This is a genomic window from Rhabdaerophilum sp., from assembly GCF_046092605.1.
Taxonomy (GTDB): Bacteria; Pseudomonadota; Alphaproteobacteria; order Rhizobiales; family Beijerinckiaceae; genus Rhabdaerophilum.
On record NZ_JBJTDY010000186.1, the window covers coordinates 1 to 20,901 of the forward strand.

A 20,901-nucleotide genomic window follows, 5' to 3' on the forward strand; every position below is an offset into this window, starting at 1 on the left:
GCTTTGTCCTCCCAGATTCGCCAGCTGGAGCAGCGGCTTGGCCAGCAATTTTTCGAGCGGCGCGGCCGGGCAGCTTCTCGATCTCGATCAACGCGCCGCTCGCGAGCTCATCGCGCACGACGATAGGCGGCAGCACGGCGAGGCCCGCACCCTCGCGCACCAGCAGGCGCATCATCGCCATGTCGTCGACCTCCGCCGCGATCTGCGGGAAAACGCCGAGGCTGTCCGCCAGCGCTTCGAACCCGAGCCGGACGCCGCTGGAGCGACCCGGCAAAACGAGCGGGTGCCGCGCGAGCCGCTCGCGGAGGGGAAGCCCGGGCTCGGCGAAAGCTGGCGCGCCGATGAGGCTCACCGGCTGCTCGTCGAGCCGGTGCACCACGAAGGATGTCAGGCCATCCCCCGCTGGCGGCTGGTTGGTGAGCACGAGATCGAGTTGCAGGCCCTCGAGCCCGAGAATCAGTTCCTCCGCCCCGGCCGAGCGCAGGACGACCTCGACATCCGCACGGCCCAGCAGCGGCCTCAGGAATTGCAGCTGGAAATTGCGGGAGAGCGTGGCCATCGCGCCGACGCGCAGCACGCGCCGCGCATGGCTGGCCTGCCGCAAGGTTTCCACCAGTTCGCGCCCGGTGGAGAAGATGGAATCGGCATGATCCAGCGCGATCCGCCCCGCTTCCGTGAGGTGCAAGGCCCTGCCGCGACGCTCGAACAATTGCTGCCCAAGCCGCTGTTCCAGCTGGCGGATCTGGGAGGAGAGCGCGGATTGCGCCACGTTCAGCCGCTCGGCCGCGCGCGTGAGGTTGCCCTCATGCGCGACGACCTGGAAATAGCGGAGATGGTGATAATTGAGATCCATTTCGTTCTAAATATCAGAATGGAATATTCCAATCAATCTATTTTTATGGATCATTCGCCTGGGTTAGGCAGCCTGCGACCGTTTTTCCACGAGGCCTTTCATGTCCACTGCCCTTCTGCCGCTGCTCGCCCCGGCCGCGCTTCTCGTGCCCGCCTTCCTCGCAATCGCCATGCCCGGCCGTCGCCCGCGCGGCCTGCTGATCGTCGCGGAGAGCGCGGCGCTGGCGGCGCTGGGCGTGGCCATCGCCAGCCTCGCGCTGCTGATCGGCCAGGGCGCGCAGACGAGCCCGCTTCTCGGCGTGGGTCTCTTCGGCCTCAGCGTGCGGCTCGATTCGGTGTCGGTCAGCATGCTCGCGTTGGTCGCCTTCATCGGCTGGATCGTGCTGCGCTACTCGGCGCGCTCCCTTGATGGCGAGGCGCGTCAGGGCGAGTTCATCGGCTGGATGGCCGCGACGCTCTCGGCCGTGCTGCTCTTCGTGGTTTCCGGCAACCTCGTCCAGCTCGCGCTCACCTGGGTGCTCACGAGCCTGTTCCTGCACAAGCTTCTGCTCTTCTACCCCGAGCGCGCGGCGGCCCGGCGCGCCGCGCGCAAGAAGTTCCTCTTCGCGCGGCTCGGTGATGCCGCGATGATCGGCGCGGTGGTCCTCCTCATTGCCCGCACCGGCACCAGCGATCTCGCCAGCGTGATCGCGGCGCTGAAATCCGGCCAGAACGGGCTGATGGTGGTGATCGCCGCAACGCTGATCGCACTGGCCGCCCTGCTCAAGAGCGCGCAGTTCCCCACCCATGGCTGGCTCACCGAGGTGATGGAAACGCCGACGCCGGTTTCCGCTCTGCTTCATGCCGGCGTGATCAATGCCGGCGGTTTCCTGCTGATCCGTCTCGCGGATGTGCTGCTGGCCGCGCCCGGCGTGCTTGCCCTTCTGGTGATGGTCGGCGGCTTCACCGCGCTCTTCGGCGGCCTCGTGATGCTCGCGCAATCTTCGGTGAAGACCGCGCTCGCCTGGTCCACCGTGGCGCAGATGGGGTTCATGATCCTGCAATGCGGCCTTGCGCTCTTTCCGCTCGCGCTTCTGCACATCATCGCGCATTCGCTCTACAAGGCGCATGCATTCCTCGCGTCCGGCACAGCGGTGGAGGTCGTGGCCTCTGGCCGGCGGCCCGGCCCGGTGGCGGTGCCCAACCTCAAGGCGGTGGGCCGTGCCTTCGTGCTGGCGCTGGCGATCTATGCGGGTATCGCGCTGGCCTTCGGTCTTGACGGCAAGTCCCCGCAGGCGATTGCGCTCGGCGCGATCCTGATCCTCGGTGTGGCCTATCTCCTCGCGCAGGGCCTCGCGGATGCCGCTCCGCGCGCGCTGACCTGGCGGACGAGCCTCCTCGCGGGGCTCGCTTCGGTCAGCTACTTCGCGCTCCAGCGGATCGCGGAAGCGCTTACGGCCGGTGCCCTGCCTGTCACGCCCTCGCCGGGACCGCTCGAATGGGGCCTCGTGGCCCTCGCAATGGTGAGCTTCGGCCTCGTGGCCTTCGCGCAGGCGACCTTCCCGCTCTGGTCGGATCATCCTGCGGCGGCGGGTCTGCGCGTGCATCTCGCCAACGGGCTCTACGCGAACGCGGTCTTCGATCGCTGGCTGGGCGGCTGGAAGCGAACCCCCTCCGCCTGACGCTTCTCCCCCCCTTTTTCAGCCCCGAACGGGAGCCTCCGATGACCCTGAACACCCTCAACCACGAGACGCCGCTTTCCCGTGAAACCTTGCTTTCCCGTGAAACCTTGCTTGCCCATGCCGAAGCCGCGATCCGGCTGATCCCGCCGGCATGGCCGCTCGCCGCGACGGTGGCCGTGAACCCCTTCCTCGGCCAGACCGGGGATGATCTCGCGACCGTCGGCGCGCGCCTCGGCCGGATCGCTGGCGTGAAGACAACCATGCCGCGCAACTGGTATCGCGAGCGGATCGCCACGGGTGCGATCAGCGATGCCGATCTCGAAGCCGCGCTTGCCGCTTGCCCGCATTTCGTCAAGCCCGCCGATCTCGCGGCCCTGAAGGCGAAGATCGCGACGGAAGCCCCCGCCCCGGCGGCCTTGCCGAGCATCGCCGATCTCGCGGCCGAGATCTCGGGCCTCGATTGGCCGGCGCTGATCGCCGACCGGATCGGCTTCTGGGCCGCGGGTTACTTCGATGAGGGGCAGGCACTCTGGGCGGCACCCAGGGGCAAGCGGCCGTTTACGGCCTGGCGCGCTTTCGCGACGCAGGATCTGACACCCGAGCTGCATGGCCTCACGGGCTTCGCTGCCCGCGCGCAGGACTGGCCGGATGATCCGCTCGCCGTGATCGCCGAGGCGCAATCCGCGCTCAATCTGCCAGCCGAGGCTCTCACCAGCTACTTCCATCAGATGCTGCACGGTCTGCTGGGCTGGTCGCAGACCGCGCGCTACCGGCTCTGGCAGGCGGAACTCGCGGGCGAGACCGACGCCGCGACGCTCGACATGCTGGCGATCCGCCTCGCCTTCGAAATCACGCTCTTCGCGCAATATGAAGGGCCGATCAGGGCACTCTGGAAACCAATCATCGCCGAGCACGCCAAGCCGGTCGCCGCCAGCGAGAGCCTGATCATCGACGCCATCCTGCAGGAAGCCGCCGATCGGGCGGGCCAGCGGAACCTCGCGCATATCCTCGCCGCGCCGGCCCCGGCCACAGCCGAGACCCGGCCGGCCGTGCAGGCCGCCTTCTGCATCGATGTGCGCTCGGAAGTGTTCCGGCGGGCGCTGGAGGAGGCCGATCCCACCATCCGCACCAAGGGTTTCGCGGGTTTCTTCGGCGTCTTCGCGCAGCACAGGAGGTTCGGATCGGATGTCGGCGAGAAGCGGCTGCCGGTGCTGCTGAACCCCACGGTCTTCACCTGCACGCTTCAGGCGGACAGCGACACCGAGCGCAAGGCGCGCTACGCGGCGCGGGCCAGGCGGGCCTGGGGCCGCTTCAAGCGGGCGGCCGTCTCCTCCTTCGCCTTCGTGGAAGCGACGGGACCGGTTTATCTCGGCAAGCTCCTGAAGGATGGCCTCGGCCTCACGAAAACACCCGTGCCGAAGGATCCTCCCCCGCGTTTCGGCGCGGGCCTCGACGCGGAAACCAAGGTGAAATCCGCCGAGATGGTTCTGCGCGCGATGGCGCTCACCGAGAATTTCGGGCGCATCGTGCTGCTGGCCGGCCATGGCGCGAATGTCGTGAATAACCCCTATGCCAGCGCGCTGCATTGCGGCGCCTGCGGCGGCTTCTCCGGCGAGGTGAATGCACGGCTCCTCGCGCATCTGCTCAACGATCCGGAAGCGCGCGAGGGGCTGAAGGCGAAGGGCATCGAGGTGCCGGAGGACACGCTGTTCCTCGGCGCGTTGCACGACACCACGACCGATGCCGTGACCCTTTACGACACCGACACCCCCTCCCCGGCCCATGCCGCGGAGATCGCCACGCTCAAGGCGAGCCTCGCCCGCGCCGCAATCATCGCGCGGGCCGAGCGCGCGCCGAAGCTGCCGGGCGCCAGGAGCGATGCGGACATCATCGCCCGCGCCCGGAACTGGGCCGAGCTGCGCCCGGAATGGGGCCTCGCGGGCTGCCGGGCCTTCCTCGCCGCTCCCCGCCATCGCACGGCGGGCAAGGCGCTGGAGGGCCGCGCCTTCCTGCATGATTATGATTGGCAGGCCGATGCGAAGAACGGCTACCCGGTTCTGGAACTCATCCTCACCGCGCCGGTGGTGGTCGCGAGCTGGATCAGCCTGCAATATTATGGCTCGACCGTCGCGCCGGAGGTCTATGGCGGCGGCAACAAGCTCCTGCACAACGTGGTCGGCGGCATCGGCGTGCTCGAAGGCAATGGCGGGCCGATGCGCACGGGCCTGCCCTGGCAATCGGTGCATGATGGCGAGAGTTTCCGCCACGAGCCTTTGCGCCTCACGGTCGGCGTGGAAGCGCCGGCCGAGGCGATCACCGCGATCCTCGCAAAGCACGAGGGCGTGCGGGCGCTCTTCGACCAGCGCTGGCTGCACCTCTTCGCGATGGATGCCGAGGGTGGCCTCACCCAGCGCTATATCGGCAACCTCGACTGGGAGGCCGAAGGCACGGCCAAGGCCAAGGGCACGGCAAAGCTCGCGGCGTAAGGACCGGGAGCGCTGCTTTCAGGCGGCGCTTTCCGCAAAGTTACGTTTGCGCATTTTCTTTCGCTGAACCGGCGTCCACTTCAGCGGAAAATGCGCTTGCGAGGGAAAATCCCTCGTCGAGCCAGCCGGTGACGCCCCCGGCCATGATCTTCACCGGCAGACCGAGGCGCGCGAGCCGCAGGGCGCCGCGCGCCGCGCCGTTGCAATGCGGGCCGGCGCAATAGGTGACGAACAACGTGCCCTCAGGCCATTGCTCCATCTTCGACGCGGTGATCCTGCCATGCGGCAGGTTGATCGCACCCGGCACATGGCCCTTGGCGTAGAGCGAGGGGCTCCGGACATCGAGCAGCACGAAATCCGGCTCGCGCGACAAGGCATCATGCACGTCCCAGCAATCGGTCTCGAAGGTGAATTCCGCGGCGAAATGCGCTTCCGCCTCGGCGGAGGATGCTGCGGGAATGGCGGTGACGGCGGAGGACATGGCGGGCTCCTTCTCTCTGGTCCGCCTGTTCTGCCGGCTTGCGATCGCGCTCACAATTGGCATAAATGACATTTATGGTTCAGATCATGCCAAGCTTGGTTCTTTGGTGATCCGGGCTCCCACCCAGCGAAGCCGTTGGTCGCGGCGATCATCATTCCGGCAATCCAGAAAGGCGGACGCAATGGCTCTCGATGCAGAAAAACTTGAGGAAATTCTTAAAACTACCGTATTTGGAGAATTTATTAACAATATATTATTCTCGGCTTTTATGTATTTTAGCGGCCTTTTTGATTCTCGCCAACATCATATTTTGACTTTATGTCTTTTGTCAGGAGTATTATATTTTTTAATATTTGGATTGAGAAAGTATATTTTGATCGAGATTGAGCTTTTCAAAGCCAAGGCCGCCCAGAAAGCTGATCAACAATGAACGGCAAAGCCGGCGGCTACTCCGCAGGGCCGCTCGTGCTCGCGCTGGTCTATGACGGGCTCTGCACCTTCGAATTCGCGATCACGAGCGAAATCTTCGGCCTCGCGCGGCCGGAGATGGGCCCGGACTGGTATCGCTTCCGAAGCGTCGCGATCGAGCCGGGACCGATGCTTGCGCAAGGCGGCCTGCGCTTCGAATGCGAGAACGGGCTGGACCTACTGGACGACGCGAGCCTGATCGTCGTCCCCGGCTGGAAGGGCGCGCAAGTCCCGGTGCCGGAGGATCTCGTGGAGCGGCTTCGCGCGGCACATGACAGGGGCGCGCGCCTCGCCTCCATCTGCTCTGGCGCCTTCGTGCTTGCGGCGACAGGCCTGCTTGACGGGCAACGCGCCGCGACCCACTGGCGCTATGCCGAGTTGCTCGCCGCGCGTCACCCGGCGATCAAGGTCGATGCGCAGGTGCTCTATTGCGAGGCGAACAGCGTTTACACTTCCGCAGGCAGCGCGGCGGGCATCGACCTGATGCTCCATATCATCCTGCAGGATTTCGGCGTGGAAGCCGCGAATTCCGTCGCACGCCGGCTTGTCATGCCGCCGCATCGCGCGGGCGGACAGGCGCAGTTCATCCCTCGCCCCGTTTCGCCCTCGCCCGCCGGCAAGCTCTCCGGCTTGCTCGAGGCGATCCGCGCCGAGCCGCAGCGCGATTGGACGATCCGCGACATGGCGAAGCGCGTGGCGATGAGCGAGCGCACCTTCATCCGTCGCTTCACCGAAACGACCGGCCTTCCCCCCGGCGAATGGGTGATCGCGATGCGGATCGAGGCCGCGAAGGCCCTGCTCGAGGGCTCGGGCCTGATGATCGAGGATGTGGCGCAGGAGGCCGGGTTCGGCAGCGTCGAGGTGATGCGCCACCACTTCCGGAAAGGCCTCGGCCTTTCCCCGCGCGAATATCGCGAGACCTTCGCGGCGGGCCGTCCATGAGCCTTTTCCGAAAAAGTGGGCACCGGTTATTCGAAGACAATGCGACAAGGAACAAGGTGAAGGAGCGGACAATCCGCTTCTCGGCAGATCGTCCGCCTCGGCACCCCGCCGATGGCCGCTCTCACCCGCTGATGGCGATCAGCTGACCGATGTCGCGGCCTTCGCGGCAAAGCGTGAGTCGAAGGTTTTCGGCACCAGCCCGCTTTCGAGGTTCGCGAGTTCGGGATCGAGTGATTTCAGCATGTTGGCCACGGCCCACATGCCATCCTGCTGCATGATGCCGGTTTTCGAGTAGGCATCCTTCGAGGCCTTCACCGCGCGGATATAGAGCGCCTTGTCTCCGAGATGGAACTGCTCCGGCACCGCGTCGGCGATCTGCTCGGGGCTTGCCTTGTCCACCCAGCGCAGGGCCTTGTAGAGCGCGTTGACGGCGGCCTGCGTGGTGTTCGGGTTCTTTTCGATGAAATCCTGCCTCAGATAGAGGCAGGCGGCCGGGTTCGTCGCGCCGAACAGCGCGCGGGTGCCCGCTTCGGTGCGGGTATCGATCATCACGACGATGTCGCCATCGGATTCGAGCTTCGAGATGACCGGCTCGAGATGGGAGATCGCGTCAATCTCGCCCTTCTTCATCGCCGCCACGCCGCTCGCGCCCGCTCCGACGCCGATGAAGCTCGCATCGGTCGGCTTCAGGCCCGCCTTCACCATGGCATGCACGGCCGTGATATGCGTGGAGGAACCCGGCGCGGTGACGCCGATCTTCAGGCCCTTGAGATCCGCCGCGCTCTTCACCTTGCCGGCGAGATCCTTGCGCACCGCGATGACGATCGTCGGGAAGCGCAGGAGTTCGAGGGTGGCGCGGATATCCTGCCCTTTCGCCTGCATGCGGATCGTGTGCTCGTAGGCGCCGGTGACGAGATCGACCGAACCGCCCACCAGCGCCTGCAGCGAGCGCGCGCCGCCGGCGAAGTCGTTGATCTCGACGTCGAGGCCGAAATCCCTGAAGTGGCCCTGCCGCTCCGCGATCGTCAGCGGGAGATAATAGAGCAGCGCCTTGCCGCCCACGCCGAGCGTGAGCTTCGGCTTCTCGGGCGCACCCTGCGCGCGGGCGGGAAGCGCATTCAGCAGCGGCAGGCTGGCGCCTGCGCCGACCAGCGAAAGGAGTTGACGGCGATCCATGTTTTCCTCCGGTTTTCTTGTCTTGGGAACGGTTCAGACAGTCCGCGTCTCGCCCGGCTTCCAGACGAGCAGCGGCTTTTCGATCACGGTCACGACGGCGTCGATCAGCATCACGAACATCATGAGGATCACCATGCCCGCGAAGACGCCCGTGACATCGAACACCCCTTCCGCCTGGTGGATGAGGTAGCCCAGGCCAGCCGCCGAACCGAGATACTCACCCACCACCGCGCCTACCACCGCAAAGCCCACGGAAGTGTGCAGCGAGGAGAAGACCCAGGCAAGGGCAGCCGGCCAATAGACATGGCGCAGCAATTGCCGCTCGTTCATTCCGAGCATGCGGGCATTGGCGAGCACCACCTGCGGCACCTCGCGCACGCCCTGATAGACGTTGAAGAACACGATGAAGAAGACCAGCGTGACCCCCAGCCATACCTTCGACCAGATGCCAAGGCCGAACCAGAGCGCGAAGATTGGCGCCAGCACCACGCGCGGCAGCGCGTTCATCATCTTCACATAGGGGTCGAAAACGGCGGCCACGAGCGGCTTGCGCGCGAACCAGAAGCCGATGATGATGCCGAGGCTGGCACCAATCACGAAGGCGAGGATCGTCTCGACCAGCGTGATCCAGAGATGCCTGTAGACCGAGCCATCCGCGAACATGCGGATGACGCGGGTGAAGACGTCGATCGGCGTCGAGAAGAAGAACTTCATCGTCTTCACATCGGAAATCACGGGGTAATTCGTGACGATGTGCCAGAAGACGATCGCGCCGATGGCGACGAATACCTGCAGAAACAGCAATTTGAGGCGGGAAATCGGCATCAGGCGGCGCCTTTTCCGGCCAGACCATAGGTCTTGCGCACTTCCTCGCGCAGGCACGACCAGATCTCCGCGTGCAGCTTGTGGAAGGCTGGCTCGGAGCGCACCTCGGCGATTTCGCGCGGGCGCGGAAGGTTCACCCCGAACTCGCCGATGAAGCGCGATTGCGGCCCGGCGGACATGACCATCACACGATCCGAAAGCGCGATGGCTTCATCGAGATCATGGGTCACGAACATCACCGCCTTGCGATCCTGCTGCCACAGATCGAGCAGCAATTCGCTCATGATGAGGCGGGTCTGCGCGTCGAGCGGGCCGAAGGGCTCGTCCATCAACAGGATTTTCGGCTCACGGATCAGCACCTGCGCGAGGGCCACGCGCTTCTTCTGCCCGCCGGAGAGCTGGTGCGGGTAGCGATCGCCAAAGGCACCGAGGCCCACTTTCGCGAGCATCGCCTTTGAGCGCGCTAGCGCTTCTGCACGCGACACACCCTTAACCTCAAGGCCGATCGACACGTTATCCTGCGCCGTCTTCCACGGCATCAGCGCATCCTGCTGGAAGAGGTAGCCGGCCTTGGCGTTCAACCCCGAGAGTTTCCGCCCGAAGATGTCGCATTGCCCGCTCGAAGGCGGCATCAGCCCGGCGGCGATGTTCAGAAGCGTGGATTTTCCGCAGCCGGTGGGTCCCAGCAGCGCGACGAACTCGCCATCGCGCACCACAAGATCAACCGGCTGCACCGCCTCGTAGCGCCCGCCCCCGGCCAGACCATAGGCCACCGAGACACCCGCGAGGTGCACCGCCATGTTCATGTGTCCTCCCGCCGCCCGCGATTGTGGTGCCGCGGATCGATCCTCGGAAAATCAAGTTAGGTCAACGAGGCTGACAGGCTCAAGCCGAAAACGACGCGCCGTCCGAAAACAGCCATGCCGGGGCACATCCGGCATGCTGGGCATCAGGCCCAATGGCGCAGGCGCCGAGCCATCCGATTGCGAGAAGGCGCGGAAAACTCAACGCGCGCAACCGGGGGCCCCACCGCGTCAGGGACATTCCGCGAGAAGGGATTTGTCCTCCCGGAAGAGGGAAATGGGACGGGCAACTTCTAGACGAAGTAATCCGGGTTCTCGCGGCGAAGCTCCTCGAGATCGGGGAGAACCGTTTCGAGATGCCGGGTCAGCGCCTGGCGCGCGCCGGCCTCATCGCCGTCCATGATCGCACCGAGAATGCGCTGGTGCTCCAGGATCACACGTGCCATGCGGCCGGGAACCGGCAATGTCAGACGACGGCAGCGATCGACCTGTGCCTTCACCGTCTGCGCCATGCGCCAGATGCCGGGGAAGCCGGCAGCATCGGAAATCAGCGCATGGAAGGCTTCGTCCGCCTCGTGAAAACGGCCGGGATCAGCCTCGCGCGCAGCCCTTTCCTGTTCGCCGATGATTTCGCGCAGACGCCGGAACATGGTCTCGTCCCGGCGCCTTGCCGCCTGTTCCGCCGCCATCGCCTCCAGCGCCTGTCGGATCACCACCGCCTCGGGAATTTTCCCGATCGGGATTCGCGCGACGAAGGTGCCGGATTGCGGGAATATCTCGATCAGCTCGTCATCCTTCAGGCGCAGCATCGCTTCGCGCACGGGCGTGCGGCTCAGCCCGAACCGTGCCGCGATCTCCTTTTCGTTGAGCGCCTCGCCCGGCTTGAGGCGCATCGCGATGATGGCCTGCCGGAGTTCGTTCTCGACAAGGCTCGACGCGCTGGCGCGGGCCGGGCGCGCAACCAGCGGCGGGCCCGGACGCCGGCCGACCCGGCGCCCCGGCGACAGCGCGAGATTCGGCGGCTCCACCGCCGGGCCATGCCTCGTGCCTTCCCCCATCGCCCTCGCAGCCTCGTTGCGCCGTGCCGTGATTGACAGACTGATATATTAGTATATCGCTATTGCCAAGACAGCAAGCCGGCCATGCCGGCGGGAGATTCAAGAAGGCTGTCAGGGGATTTGGGCGTCGGGAACCTAACAGCATGGCTCTGCATGAGGATCGGCTTTTCCCGGGCGAGACCGCCATGCGCGGGATCGCGCGGCGGCTCTTCGCCGCCATCGAGCGGCTGCCGATCGTCTCGCCACATGGCCATACCGACCCGGCCTGGTATGCCAACAATTCCGCCTTCCCCGACCCCGCGACCCTGCTGATCAAGCCGGATCACTACATTTTCCGCATGCTCTATTCGCAGGGCATTCCGCTGGAGCGCCTGGGCGTGAAGCGCAGGGATGGCGGCCCGGTGGAGACGGACGGGCGCACGATCTGGCGTCTCTTCGCGGCGAACTGGCATCTGTTTCGCGGCACGCCAAGCCGGATCTGGATGGAGCACACGCTCGAGACCGTCTTCGGCCTCGCCGATCCGCCGAACACGAAGAACGCCGACCATTTCTACGACGTGATGTCGGAAAAGCTCGCATCCCCGGCGCTGCGGCCACGAGCGCTCTACGAGCAGTTCAACATCGAGGTGATCGCGACCACCGACAGCGCGCTGGACAACCTCGAACATCACGATGCGATCCTGAAATCCGGCTGGAAGGGCCGCGTCATCCCGACCTACCGGCCGGATCATGTGGTGGACCCGGAATTCGAGGGTTTTCACAGCAATATCGTCAAGCTGGGGCAATTGACCGGCGAGGACGTGATGACATGGCGCGGCTATCTCGCCGCGCATCGCAAGCGTCGCGCCTTCTTCAAGGCCCGGGGCGCAACCGCGAGCGACCATGGCCATGCCCGCGCGACAACGGCGAACCTTTCCCCGCAGGAGGCCGAGGCCCTGTTCGGCAAGGTGGTGCGCGGCCAAGTGTCACCCGCCGAAGCCGATCTCTTCCGTGGCCAGATGCTGTCGGAAATGGCGAAAATGAGCCTCGATGACGGGCTTGTCCTGCAGATCCATCCGGGTTCCTGGCGCAACCACAATGTCAGGATCTTCCATGATTTCGGGCGCGACATGGGCGCGGATATCCCCTCGCAGACCGATTATGTGGGCGCGCTGAAGCCGCTGCTCGATGCGTTGGGCAATGAGCCGAACCTGACGATCATCCTTTTCACGCTGGACGAAACAACCTATTCGCGCGAATTGGCGCCGCTCGCCGGGCATTACCCGGCGCTGAAGCTCGGCCCGCCCTGGTGGTTCTTCGATTCGGTCGAAGGCATCCGCCGCTTCCGCGAGGCGACCACCGAAACCGCCGGCTTCTACAACACGGTCGGCTTCAACGACGACACCCGGGCCTATCTCTCCATTCCCGCGCGCCACGATGTCGCGCGGCGCTGCGACTGCGCCTACCTCGCTCGCCTCGTGGCGGAACATCGCCTTGACGAGGATGATGCGGCCGAACTCGCGCATGACCTTGCCTACCGGCTCGCCAGGGAGGCGTATCGGCTATGAATGCCCACGCCATCGACATGCGCCAGGCCGCCCATCCGCGTGATGTGAAGCGCTATGATACCAGCCAGCTGCGGGCGGATTTCCTCATCGAGAGCCTGTTCGAGGCCGGCAGGCTGCGCCTCACCTACAGCCATCTCGATCGCATGATCGTGGGCGGCGCGATGCCGGTGGGGGCACCGGTCGCACTCGCCCCCTACAAGCCGACGGGCACGCCGGATTTCCTCGCGCGGCGAGAGGTCGGGATCATCAATGTCGGCGGACCGGGCATGGTCTTTGCGAGCGGCCACGCCTATCCGCTGGCGCGGCTCGACGCGCTCTATCTGCCGCCGGGCTCGACCGAGGTGTCCTTCGCCAGCATCGAAGCAAGCCATCCGGCGAAGTTCTACCTTCTCTCGATGCCGGGCACGCGCGTGACCGCGGCAAAGCTCATCCGCCAGGCGGAGGCCAAGAGGATCGAGCTCGGCTCCCCCGAGACCTCGAACCAGCGCATGATCTACCAGTATATCGTTCCTGCATTGTGCGACACGAACCAGCTCGTGATGGGCCTCACGCATCTTGCGACCGGCTCGGTGTGGAACACCATGCCCGCGCATACGCATGACCGGCGCTCGGAAGCCTATCTCTATTTCGATCTCGGACCGGATGCGCGCGTCATCCACCTCATGGGCGAGCCCGGCGAGACGCGCCACCTCGTGGTGGCCAACGAGCAGGCGATCCTCTCGCCGAACTGGTCGATCCATTCGGGCTGTGGCACGTCAAATTACAGCTTCATCTGGGGCATGGGCGGCGACAACGTGGAATTCACCGACATGGACCCAGTGGCCATGGCGGAGCTGCGCTGATGGCCCAGCCTGCCCGCCTCGCCAATTCCTTCCGCCTTGAAGGCAGGCGCGCGCTCGTCACCGGTGCCAATACCGGCATCGGCCAGGGCATCGCGCTGGCACTCGCCGGGGCCGGGGCGGAGGTGATTGCCGTGGGGCGCTCCTCCATGGCGGAGACCGAGGCGCTGATCCGGCAGGTCGGCGGGCATTGCCGCACCCTGAAGGCCGATCTCGGCATCAACCAGCAGCGGCAGGCGCTGATCGAGCAGGCCGCCGGTGCTTTCGGGCCGCTCGACATCCTTGTGAACAATGCAGGCATCATCCGCCGCGCGGATGCGCTCGAATTCTCGGAGCAGGATTGGGATGAGGTGATGGACCTTAATCTCAAGGCCGTGTTCTTCCTCGCGCAGAGCTTCGCGAAGCATGTGCTGGCGCGTGGGAGCACGGGCAAGATCATCAACATCGCCTCGCTGCTCTCCTTCCAGGGCGGCATCCGCGTCGCTTCCTACACCGCGAGCAAGGGCGGCGTGGCGGGCATCACGCGGCTTCTCGCCTGCGAATGGGCGGCGAAGGGCCTCAACGTGAACGCCATCGCTCCGGGCTATGTCGTCTCGAACAACACGCAAGCCCTGCGCGCCGACCCGGATCGCAATGCGGCGATCCTCGCGCGCATTCCCGCGGGGCGGTGGGCAAACCCGGCGGATATCGGCGGCGCGGCAGTGTTCCTCGCGAGTTCCGCGGCGGATTACATTCATGGCGCGATCCTGCCGGTGGATGGAGGATGGCTCGCGCGATGACCAGCAACATCACCCTTTGCCAGCCGAAGACCGGCTCGCCTTTCGCGCATACGGCCGAGAGCCTGTGGGAGCCGACCGACCCGGGCGCGAAACGCCAGATCCTCGCGCATGGGCGCGATCTGATGCTGGTTCGCGTGGTGTTCGAACCCGACGCCGTGGGCCCGGAGCACAAGCACCCGCACGCCCAGAATTCCTATGTCGAGAGCGGTCGCTTCGAGATCACGATTGCGGGGGAAACCCGCACGCTGGTGCAGGGCGACAGCTTCTACGTGCCCGGCAACGTGCTGCATGGCGCGAAAGCGCTGGAAGCGGGCTGCCTGATCGACGCCTTCAACCCCATGCGGGAGGAGTTCATTCGTCCCGCGTAACGCCCTTCGCCTGCCAAAGAGACGATTTCGACGACCCCAATACCCCGGCCTGAACCGGGGAAAACAACCGGAGGAAACCAGAAATGACCACCCGCCGCCAGTTCAACCTCATGGCCTCGGCCCTCGCCGCCGGCCTTCTTGCGACCCCTGCCAGCGCGCAGACCGTGCTGCGCTCGACCGACATTCACCCGACGGATTACCCCACGGTGGAAGCGGTGCGCTTCATGGGTCAGCTTCTCGATCAGCGCACCAACGGGCGCCTCAAGATCAACGTGTTCCACTCGGCCCAGCTCGGCAACGAGAAGGACACGATCGAGCAGACCCGCTTCGGTGTCATCGACATGAACCGCATCAACATGGCGCCGTTCAACAACCTGATCCCGGCGACCAACGTGCCCTCGCTGCCCTTCATCTTCCGCTCGGTCGCGCATATGCGGAACGTGATGGACGGCCCGATCGGCGATGACATCCTGAAGGAATTCGAGAAGCACGACCTCGTGGGCCTCGCCTTCTACGATTCCGGCTCGCGCTCCTTCTACAATTCCAAGCGCCCGATCACGAAGCCCGATGACATGAAGGGCATGAAGATCCGCGTGCAGCAATCGGACATGTTCGTGGCGCTCGTCTCCGCGCTCGGCGCGAACGCGACCCCGATGGCCTTCGGTGAAGTCTACTCGGCGCTCCAGACCGGCGTGATCGACGGCGCGGAGAATAACTGGCCGTCCTACGAATCCACGAAGCATTTCGAGGTTTCGAAATTCTACTCGCAGACCGAGCATTCGCTGAGCCCGGAAGTGCTGGTGATGTCGAAGAAGTCCTGGGACAAGCTCTCGAAGGAAGATCAGGCGCTGGTGAAAGCCGCCGCGAAGGAGAGCGTGGCGAAGATGCGCGAGCTCTGGGATGCGCGCGAGAAGGCCTCGGAAGCCAAGGTCCGCGCCGGCGGCGCGGTGATCAACACGGTCGAGAAGCAGCCCTTCATCGATGCGATGAAGCCTGTCTATGATCGCTTCGTGACGGATCCGGCCCTGAGGGCGCTCGTCGCCCGCATCCAGGCGGCGAAATAACGATTTTCTCCCGGCGGAGGCGGCCTTTTGCCGCCTCCGTCTCTTTTTTCCGGCGGGGCCCCGCTTCGCTCGCGCCGTCCGGAGCCGTATTCGTTGATTCTGCTGCCCGGGGGCGCATCATGAAGGCCTTTGCAAACGCCTATTCCCGCTTTGCCGCGCGGCTCAGTCTTCTCTGTCTTGTCGCGGCGGGCTCCGGGCTCGTGCTGATGACGTCCATTGTCGCGTGGACCGTCTTCGGCCGCTATGTGCTCAATGCCACGCCCACCTGGGGCGAACCCGCCTCCCTTTTCCTGATGCTCTGGTTCATCCTGCTCGGAGGTGCCGTGGGCGTGCGCGAGCTCGATCATATGGGTTTCGACGTGCTGCTCTTCCATGCGCAGGGCAAATGGCGCGCGGCGCTCGTGGTGGTGAACGAAATTCTGGTGGCGATCTTCGGCGGCGCCATGGTGCTCTATGGCAGCCAGCTCGCCGCCAAGGTCTGGAGCGACCGCCTGCCGATGATCGGCATTTCCAAGGGCTGGGATTACGTGCCCATCATCGCCGGCGGCGCGCTGATCCTGCTGTTCTCGCTCGAAAAACTCCTGCTTCAGGCCAGCGGGGAACGGCTCCAGCCCATGCCGCTGGTCTCCGGCCGCCATGGTTCGGAGGTCTGAGCCATGGAAATCACGATCCTCTTCGGCACCTTCGCGATCATGCTGCTGATGGGCATTCCCGTGGCCTTCTGTCTCGGGCTCTCCTCGCTCGCGACCGTGCTCTACATGGGCATTCCGCCGGTGGTGGTGTTCCAGCAGCTCTCGACCGGCATGAACGCCTTCGCGATGCTCGCGATCCCCTTCTTCATCTATTCCGGCGACCTGATGATCCGTGGCGGGATCGCCGACCGGCTCATCCAGTTCGCGGCGGGCCTCGTCGGGCATCTGCGCGGCGGCCTCGGGCAGGTGAATGTCATCACCTGCACCCTGTTCGGCGGCATTTCGGGCTCGGCGGTGGCCGATGCCAGCGCGGTGGGCGGCATCATGATCCCGCAGATGGTGAAGCGCGGCTACGCCCCGGATTACGCGGTGAACGTGACCGCGAATGCCGCGATCATCGCGCTGCTGATCCCGCCTTCGCACAACATGATCATCTATTCGCTCGCGGCAGGCGGCACGATCTCGATCGCCGATTTGTTCACGGCGGGCGTCATTCCCGGTTTGCTGCTGGCAGGGGCGTTGATGATCGCCGCGTGGCTGGTGGCCGTGAAGCGCGGCTACCCCGCCGATATCTTCCCCGGCTGGTTCACGGTGATGCGCTATTTCGTGGCTGCCATGCCGGGCATCCTGCTCATCGGCATCATCTTCGGCGGTGTGCGCTCGGGAGTGTTCACGGCCACCGAATCCTCCTGCGTGGCGGTGGTCTATGCGCTGCTGGTCACGATCTTCGTCTATCGCAGCCTGAGCCTTGAAGGCTTCGCGCAGGCGACGCTCGGCGCGGTGCGCACCACCGCGATGGTGCTGCTGGTGATCGGCGCCGCCTCCTCCTTCGGCTGGCTGATGGCCTTCCTGCAGGTGCCTGCGGCGACGATCAGCCTGATGAAGTCGATCTCTGATAATCCGCTGGTGATCCTGCTGATGGTCAACATCATCCTGCTGGTGCTCGGCACCTTCATGGACATGGCACCGATGATCATCATATGCACGCCGATCTTTCTGCCCGTGGTGAAGGCCATCGGCGTGGACCCCGTGCATTTCGGCGTGATCCTGATCCTCAATGCGGGCATCGGGCTCAACACCCCGCCGGTCGGCTCGGTGCAATTCGTGGCCTGTGCGATCGGCAAGGTCTCGATCAGCGAGAGCATGCGCACGATCTGGCCCTTCTATGGCGCGAGCGTCGCGGTGCTGATGCTGGTGACCTATGTGCCGGGCTTCTCGCTCTGGCTGCCCGCGCTCTTCAGGTGATGGCCATGGAACGGCTTTCCCCCGCCACCCTCGCCACGCTTCCGCCCTCGGTCGCCCGTCCCGCGGGGGCGCGCCCGGCCGGTCCCCGCATCGTGCATCTCGGGCTCGGCGCCTTCGCCCGCGCCCATCTCGCGGCCTATACGCAGGAAGCCAATGCGAAGGCCGGAACCACCTGGCAGATCGTCGGCGTGAGCCTCCAGCGGCCGGACATGCGCGATGCGCTGAAGCCGCAAGGCGGGCTTTACACCCTGGTGACCCGCGCGCCGGAAGGCCCGATCTTCGAGCTCCTCGACGTGGTGACCGATGTGCTGGTCGCGCCGGAAAACCCGGCGGCGGTGGTGGATGTTCTCGCGGATGCCGCAACCCGGATTGTCACCCTCACGGTGACCGAGAAGGGCTATTGCCACCTCCCCTCGACAGGCCGGCTGAACCTCGAGCACCCGGATATCGGGCATGATCTGGCCCACCCGGAGACGCCACGCTCGGCACCGGGTTTCCTGGTGGCGGGGCTTGCGAAGCGCCGCGCGCAGGGCCTTCCGCCCTTCACGCTGCTGAGCTGCGACAATCTTCCCTCGAACGGGCGGGTCCTGCATGGGCTGGTGCTGGAATTCGCCGCAAAACTCGATCATGCGCTCGCCGCCTGGATCGAGGAAACGGCGAGCTTTCCCTGCTGCATGGTCGATCGCATCGTTCCGGCCACGACGGCTTCGGATATCGCCGAGACTGCCGCGGCCATCGGTCTCCACGATGCGAGCCCGGTGATGAGCGAACCCTTCCGGCAATGGGCGATAGAGGACCATTTCATCTCCGGTCGTCCCGCCTGGGAAATGGCCGGGGCCGAGATGGTGGCGGAGGTCGCGCCCTATGAATTCATGAAGCTCAGGATGCTCAATGGCGCGCATTCGAGCCTTGCCTATCTCGGCTATCTCGCAGGCCATGAGACCGTGGCGGACGCAACGGCCGATCCGCTGATCGCGGCGTTCCTCGAACGGCTCTGGGCGGAGATCATCCCCACCGTGCCGGCCCCGCCGGGCGTGGACCTCGCGGATTATGCCCGCCGCCTGCTGGAGCGGTTTCGCAACCCTGCCATCCGCCATCGCACCTGGCAGATCGCCATGGATGGTTCGCAGAAGCTGCCGCAGCGCCTGCTCGGCACCCTGCGCTGGCGGCTGGAGCGCGGGCATCCCTGCCCCGCCATCCTGCTGGGGATCGCGGGCTGGATGCGCTATGCCGCTGGGCAGGACGAGAGGGGCCAGCCGATCGATATCCGCGACCCGCTCGCCGCCCGCTTCGCGGCGATTGCGAGCGCGGCAGGCGATGATCCCGCCGCCCTGGTTGATGGCTTCATGCAAATCGAAAGCATCTTCGGCGGCGATCTTCCGGCACGCGACGATTTGCGCAGGGCACTCACCGCGAGCCTGGGCACCCTTCTCTCGCACGGTGCTCACGAGACCCTTGCGCATTTTCTGAATTGGTCGCCCAATGCGGGGGCCAGCAACCAACGGTCCGGTGCATGATAAGGGCCGAGGCAAGAACGAAAAACCAAGGAGGAAAATTCATGATCACCCGCCGCGACTTGTGCCTTGCCGGCGCCGCTCTCCTGAGCGTCGGTCTGGGTTCCGCACCCGCCCTCGCCCAGACCAAGCTGAAATGGGCGCATGTCTACGAGACATCCGAAGCGTTCCACACCGAGTCCGTCTGGGCCGCGCAGGAATTCGCCCGGCGCACCAACAACAAGTACCAGATCGAGGTCTTCCCGGCCTCGCAGCTCGGCAAGGAAACCGACATCAACCAGGGCCTGACACTCGGTTCGGTGGATATCATCATCTCCGGATCGAGCTTCGCCGCCCGCTCGCATCCGCCGATCGGCGTGACCTATTACCCCTTCACCTTCCAGAGCCCCGAGCACCTGCTCGCCTACACAAAGTCGGACATCTACAAGGAGTTGACCAAGGGCTACGAGGAGAAGACCGGCCACGTGATCACCGCGACTACCTATTACGGTACGCGGCACACCACCTCGAACCGGCCGATCAAGAACTGCTCCGACATGAAGGGCCTGAAGATGCGCGTGCCGGATGTGCCCGCCTATCTCGCCATGCCCCGCTCCTGCGGGGCGAACACCACACCGATCGCCTTCGCGGAAGTCTATCTCGCGCTGCAGAACGGCACGGTGGAAGCGCAGGAAAACCCGCTGACGACGATCGAGGCCAAGAAATTCTACGAAGTGCAGAAGCACATCGTTCTCACCGGCCATATCGTCGATCACCTCAACACTGTCGTGGCGAAGGGGACCTGGGCGAAGTTCACGGATGACGAGAAGAAGCTCTTCATCGAGATCAGCCAGGAAGCCGCCGCGCGCGCGACCAAGCAGATCAAGGCCGATGAGCAGAAGCTCGTGCAGTTCTTCAAGGACAAGGGCCTGACCGTGACCGAGATCAACCGTCAGGAATTCCTCGATGCGGTCAGCAAGGGCGTCACCTTCGAACAGTTCGGCTATCGCAAGGCCGATTGGGATCGCATTCAGGCTGTGAAGTTCTGAGACCTTCCTTCCAGCGGCGCGCTTCCCGTCAAGCGCGCCGTTTTCCTTCTCCCCGCCCCGAAGGCCGAGGATTTGCCGATCCATGTCCCGCGAGACTGTCGAAACGCATACGCCCGTCGGCAGCGAAGAAATCGCCCGCACCTTCGAGGAAGCGGAGGTGCCGGTCGATCTTTCCGGCCATGGCCTCGAGGACTGGGTGACACTGGCCATCTTCTGGGTGATGTGCGGGGCGGTTTTCCTGCAATTCTTCACGCGCTACGTGCTCAACAACTCCTTTGCCTGGACGGAGGAAATCGCGATCTACTGCCTCGTGGCGGTCGTGTTTCTTGGTTCCGTCGGCTGCGTGCGGCTGACACGGCACATCCATGTGGATTTTCTCTACCGGATGATCTCGCCCCCCGCTGGCCGGGTGATGGCGACGCTGGTGGATATCGCGCGGATCGTGGTCTTTGCCTATCTCGCGCTTCTCGTCTGGCGCTATTCCGCGCTCATCCATGATGAGCGCATGACCACGATTGATTTCCCGAAATCTCCGGTTTTCCTGCTGGTTTTCGCCAGTTTCGTGCTGATGGCACTGCGCGGCGTGCAGGTGCTGATCGCGAATATCCGGCGCGGCTATTCGGTGCTCGAACGGCCCGGCGCCTTCGACCGCTCGCAGGAGGGCTGACCCATGCTGCTTCTGATGGGGGGGTTCATCCTGCTGATGATCCTGGGCGTGCCGGTCGCCGTCTCGATGGTCATGGCCTCGCTCGCCTATATCGCGGTCTACGGTGTCGCGCCCGACGTGATCGTGGCGCAGCGCATGATCGCGGGCGTTGAAAGTTTCCCGCTGCTCGCCGTGCCGTTCTTCATCCTCGCCGGCAACCTCATGAACATCGCGGGCGTCACGGGCCGCATCTACAAGTTCGCGGTCGATCTCGTGGGCTGGATGCGCGGAGGGCTCGCGCAGGTGAACATCATCGGCTCGGTGATCTTCTCGGGCATGTCGGGCACGGCGATTGCCGATGCGGCCGGCATCGGCACCATCGAGATCAAGGCGATGAAGGAACACGGCTATCCCGTAGAGGTGGCCG

At 65.0% G+C, this 20,901-nt stretch carries 21 protein-coding genes; 15 read left to right on the plus strand and 6 right to left on the minus strand.

The genetic code is table 11. The features are described from left to right. The coding region (locus tag ACKODO_RS14850) for a LysR family transcriptional regulator (RefSeq protein ID WP_408984222.1) at positions 1–853 on the minus strand (853 nt) is incomplete at its 3' end. Positions 854–953: 100 nt separating this feature from the next. Here ACKODO_RS14850 and ACKODO_RS14855 point away from each other — a divergent pair. Both ACKODO_RS14855 and ACKODO_RS14860 read left to right on the plus strand, forming a co-directional pair. Further along, positions 954–2,513, plus strand: coding sequence for a proton-conducting transporter membrane subunit (locus tag ACKODO_RS14855; RefSeq protein ID WP_408984223.1), 1,560 nt, complete (start codon positions 954–956; stop codon positions 2,511–2,513). 41 nt (positions 2,514–2,554) lie between these two features. Next, complete coding sequence (locus ACKODO_RS14860) at positions 2,555–4,999, plus strand: YbcC family protein (RefSeq protein WP_408984224.1); 2,445 nt, start codon at positions 2,555–2,557, stop codon at positions 4,997–4,999. A 40-nt stretch (positions 5,000–5,039) separates the two neighbouring features. Here ACKODO_RS14860 and ACKODO_RS14865 read toward each other — a convergent pair whose 3' ends face one another. Then, complete coding sequence (locus ACKODO_RS14865) at positions 5,040–5,480, minus strand: rhodanese-like domain-containing protein (RefSeq protein WP_408984225.1); 441 nt, start codon at positions 5,478–5,480, stop codon at positions 5,040–5,042. On the opposite strand from ACKODO_RS14865, the gene ACKODO_RS14870 reads away from it, so the two are divergent. Both ACKODO_RS14870 and ftrA read left to right on the plus strand, forming a co-directional pair. Continuing rightward, positions 5,458–5,910, plus strand: coding sequence for a hypothetical protein (locus ACKODO_RS14870; RefSeq protein WP_408984226.1), 453 nt, complete (start codon positions 5,458–5,460; stop codon positions 5,908–5,910). The two genes, ACKODO_RS14865 and ACKODO_RS14870, sit on opposite strands and share 23 nt — an antisense overlap. Further along, a complete protein-coding gene (gene ftrA, locus ACKODO_RS14875; protein ID WP_408984227.1) occupies positions 5,907–6,890 on the plus strand; it encodes a transcriptional regulator FtrA in 984 nt (327 codons plus the stop codon). The genes ACKODO_RS14870 and ftrA overlap by 4 nt, the downstream gene beginning before the upstream one ends. Positions 6,891–7,028: 138 nt before the next feature. Here the strand turns inward: ftrA and ACKODO_RS14880 are convergent, their stop codons facing one another. From ACKODO_RS14880 to ACKODO_RS14895, 4 genes are all read right to left on the minus strand, one after another. Further along, positions 7,029–8,066 (minus strand): ABC transporter substrate-binding protein, encoded by a 1,038-nt coding sequence (locus ACKODO_RS14880; RefSeq protein ID WP_408984228.1) that lies wholly within the window; start codon positions 8,064–8,066, stop codon positions 7,029–7,031. 33 nt (positions 8,067–8,099) lie between these two features. Beyond that, positions 8,100–8,885 carry an ABC transporter permease gene (locus tag ACKODO_RS14885; protein WP_408984241.1) on the minus strand — a complete coding sequence of 262 codons (786 nt, stop codon included), beginning with the start codon at positions 8,883–8,885 and terminating at the stop codon, positions 8,100–8,102. Positions 8,886–8,890: 5 nt separating this feature from the next. Beyond that, positions 8,891–9,697: an ABC transporter ATP-binding protein gene (locus ACKODO_RS14890; RefSeq protein WP_408984229.1), complete on the minus strand. Its 807-nt coding sequence runs from the start codon at positions 9,695–9,697 to the stop codon at positions 8,891–8,893. Positions 9,698–9,987: 290 nt separating this feature from the next. Continuing rightward, positions 9,988–10,752 (minus strand): GntR family transcriptional regulator, encoded by a 765-nt coding sequence (locus ACKODO_RS14895; protein WP_408984230.1) that lies wholly within the window; start codon positions 10,750–10,752, stop codon positions 9,988–9,990. A gap of 143 nt (positions 10,753–10,895) precedes the next feature. Here ACKODO_RS14895 and uxaC point away from each other — a divergent pair, with 143 nt between their 5' ends. From uxaC to ACKODO_RS14950, 11 genes are all read left to right on the plus strand, one after another. Next, positions 10,896–12,299: a glucuronate isomerase gene (uxaC, locus tag ACKODO_RS14900; RefSeq protein ID WP_408984231.1), complete on the plus strand. Its 1,404-nt coding sequence runs from the start codon at positions 10,896–10,898 to the stop codon at positions 12,297–12,299. Then, a complete protein-coding gene (kduI, locus tag ACKODO_RS14905; protein ID WP_408984232.1) occupies positions 12,296–13,141 on the plus strand; it encodes a 5-dehydro-4-deoxy-D-glucuronate isomerase in 846 nt (281 codons plus the stop codon). The genes uxaC and kduI overlap by 4 nt, the downstream gene beginning before the upstream one ends. Continuing rightward, positions 13,141–13,917 (plus strand): 2-dehydro-3-deoxy-D-gluconate 5-dehydrogenase KduD, encoded by a 777-nt coding sequence (gene kduD / locus ACKODO_RS14910; RefSeq protein WP_408984233.1) that lies wholly within the window; start codon positions 13,141–13,143, stop codon positions 13,915–13,917. The genes kduI and kduD overlap by 1 nt, the downstream gene beginning before the upstream one ends. After that, the gene (locus tag ACKODO_RS14915) at positions 13,914–14,285 is read left to right on the plus strand and encodes a cupin domain-containing protein (protein ID WP_408984234.1); all 372 of its coding nucleotides are present in this window, start codon (positions 13,914–13,916) and stop codon (positions 14,283–14,285) included. The genes kduD and ACKODO_RS14915 overlap by 4 nt, the downstream gene beginning before the upstream one ends. 83 nt (positions 14,286–14,368) lie before the next feature. Then, positions 14,369–15,349: a TRAP transporter substrate-binding protein gene (locus ACKODO_RS14920; RefSeq protein ID WP_408984235.1), complete on the plus strand. Its 981-nt coding sequence runs from the start codon at positions 14,369–14,371 to the stop codon at positions 15,347–15,349. A 119-nt stretch (positions 15,350–15,468) separates the two neighbouring features. Then, complete coding sequence (locus tag ACKODO_RS14925) at positions 15,469–16,002, plus strand: TRAP transporter small permease (protein ID WP_408984236.1); 534 nt, start codon at positions 15,469–15,471, stop codon at positions 16,000–16,002. A gap of 3 nt (positions 16,003–16,005) precedes the next feature. After that, entirely contained in the window at positions 16,006–17,286 is a 1,281-nt protein-coding gene (locus tag ACKODO_RS14930) for a TRAP transporter large permease (RefSeq protein ID WP_408984237.1), read from the plus strand. 5 nt (positions 17,287–17,291) lie between these two features. Continuing rightward, positions 17,292–18,803 carry a mannitol dehydrogenase family protein gene (locus ACKODO_RS14935; protein ID WP_408984238.1) on the plus strand — a complete coding sequence of 504 codons (1,512 nt, stop codon included), beginning with the start codon at positions 17,292–17,294 and terminating at the stop codon, positions 18,801–18,803. Positions 18,804–18,847: 44 nt separating this feature from the next. After that, positions 18,848–19,828, plus strand: coding sequence for a sialic acid TRAP transporter substrate-binding protein SiaP (locus ACKODO_RS14940; protein WP_408984242.1), 981 nt, complete (start codon positions 18,848–18,850; stop codon positions 19,826–19,828). Positions 19,829–19,910: 82 nt separating this feature from the next. Continuing rightward, positions 19,911–20,495, plus strand: coding sequence for a TRAP transporter small permease (locus ACKODO_RS14945; RefSeq protein WP_408984239.1), 585 nt, complete (start codon positions 19,911–19,913; stop codon positions 20,493–20,495). A gap of 3 nt (positions 20,496–20,498) precedes the next feature. Then, on the plus strand, positions 20,499–20,901 hold a 403-nt coding region (locus tag ACKODO_RS14950), incomplete at its 3' end, for a TRAP transporter large permease subunit (protein ID WP_408984240.1).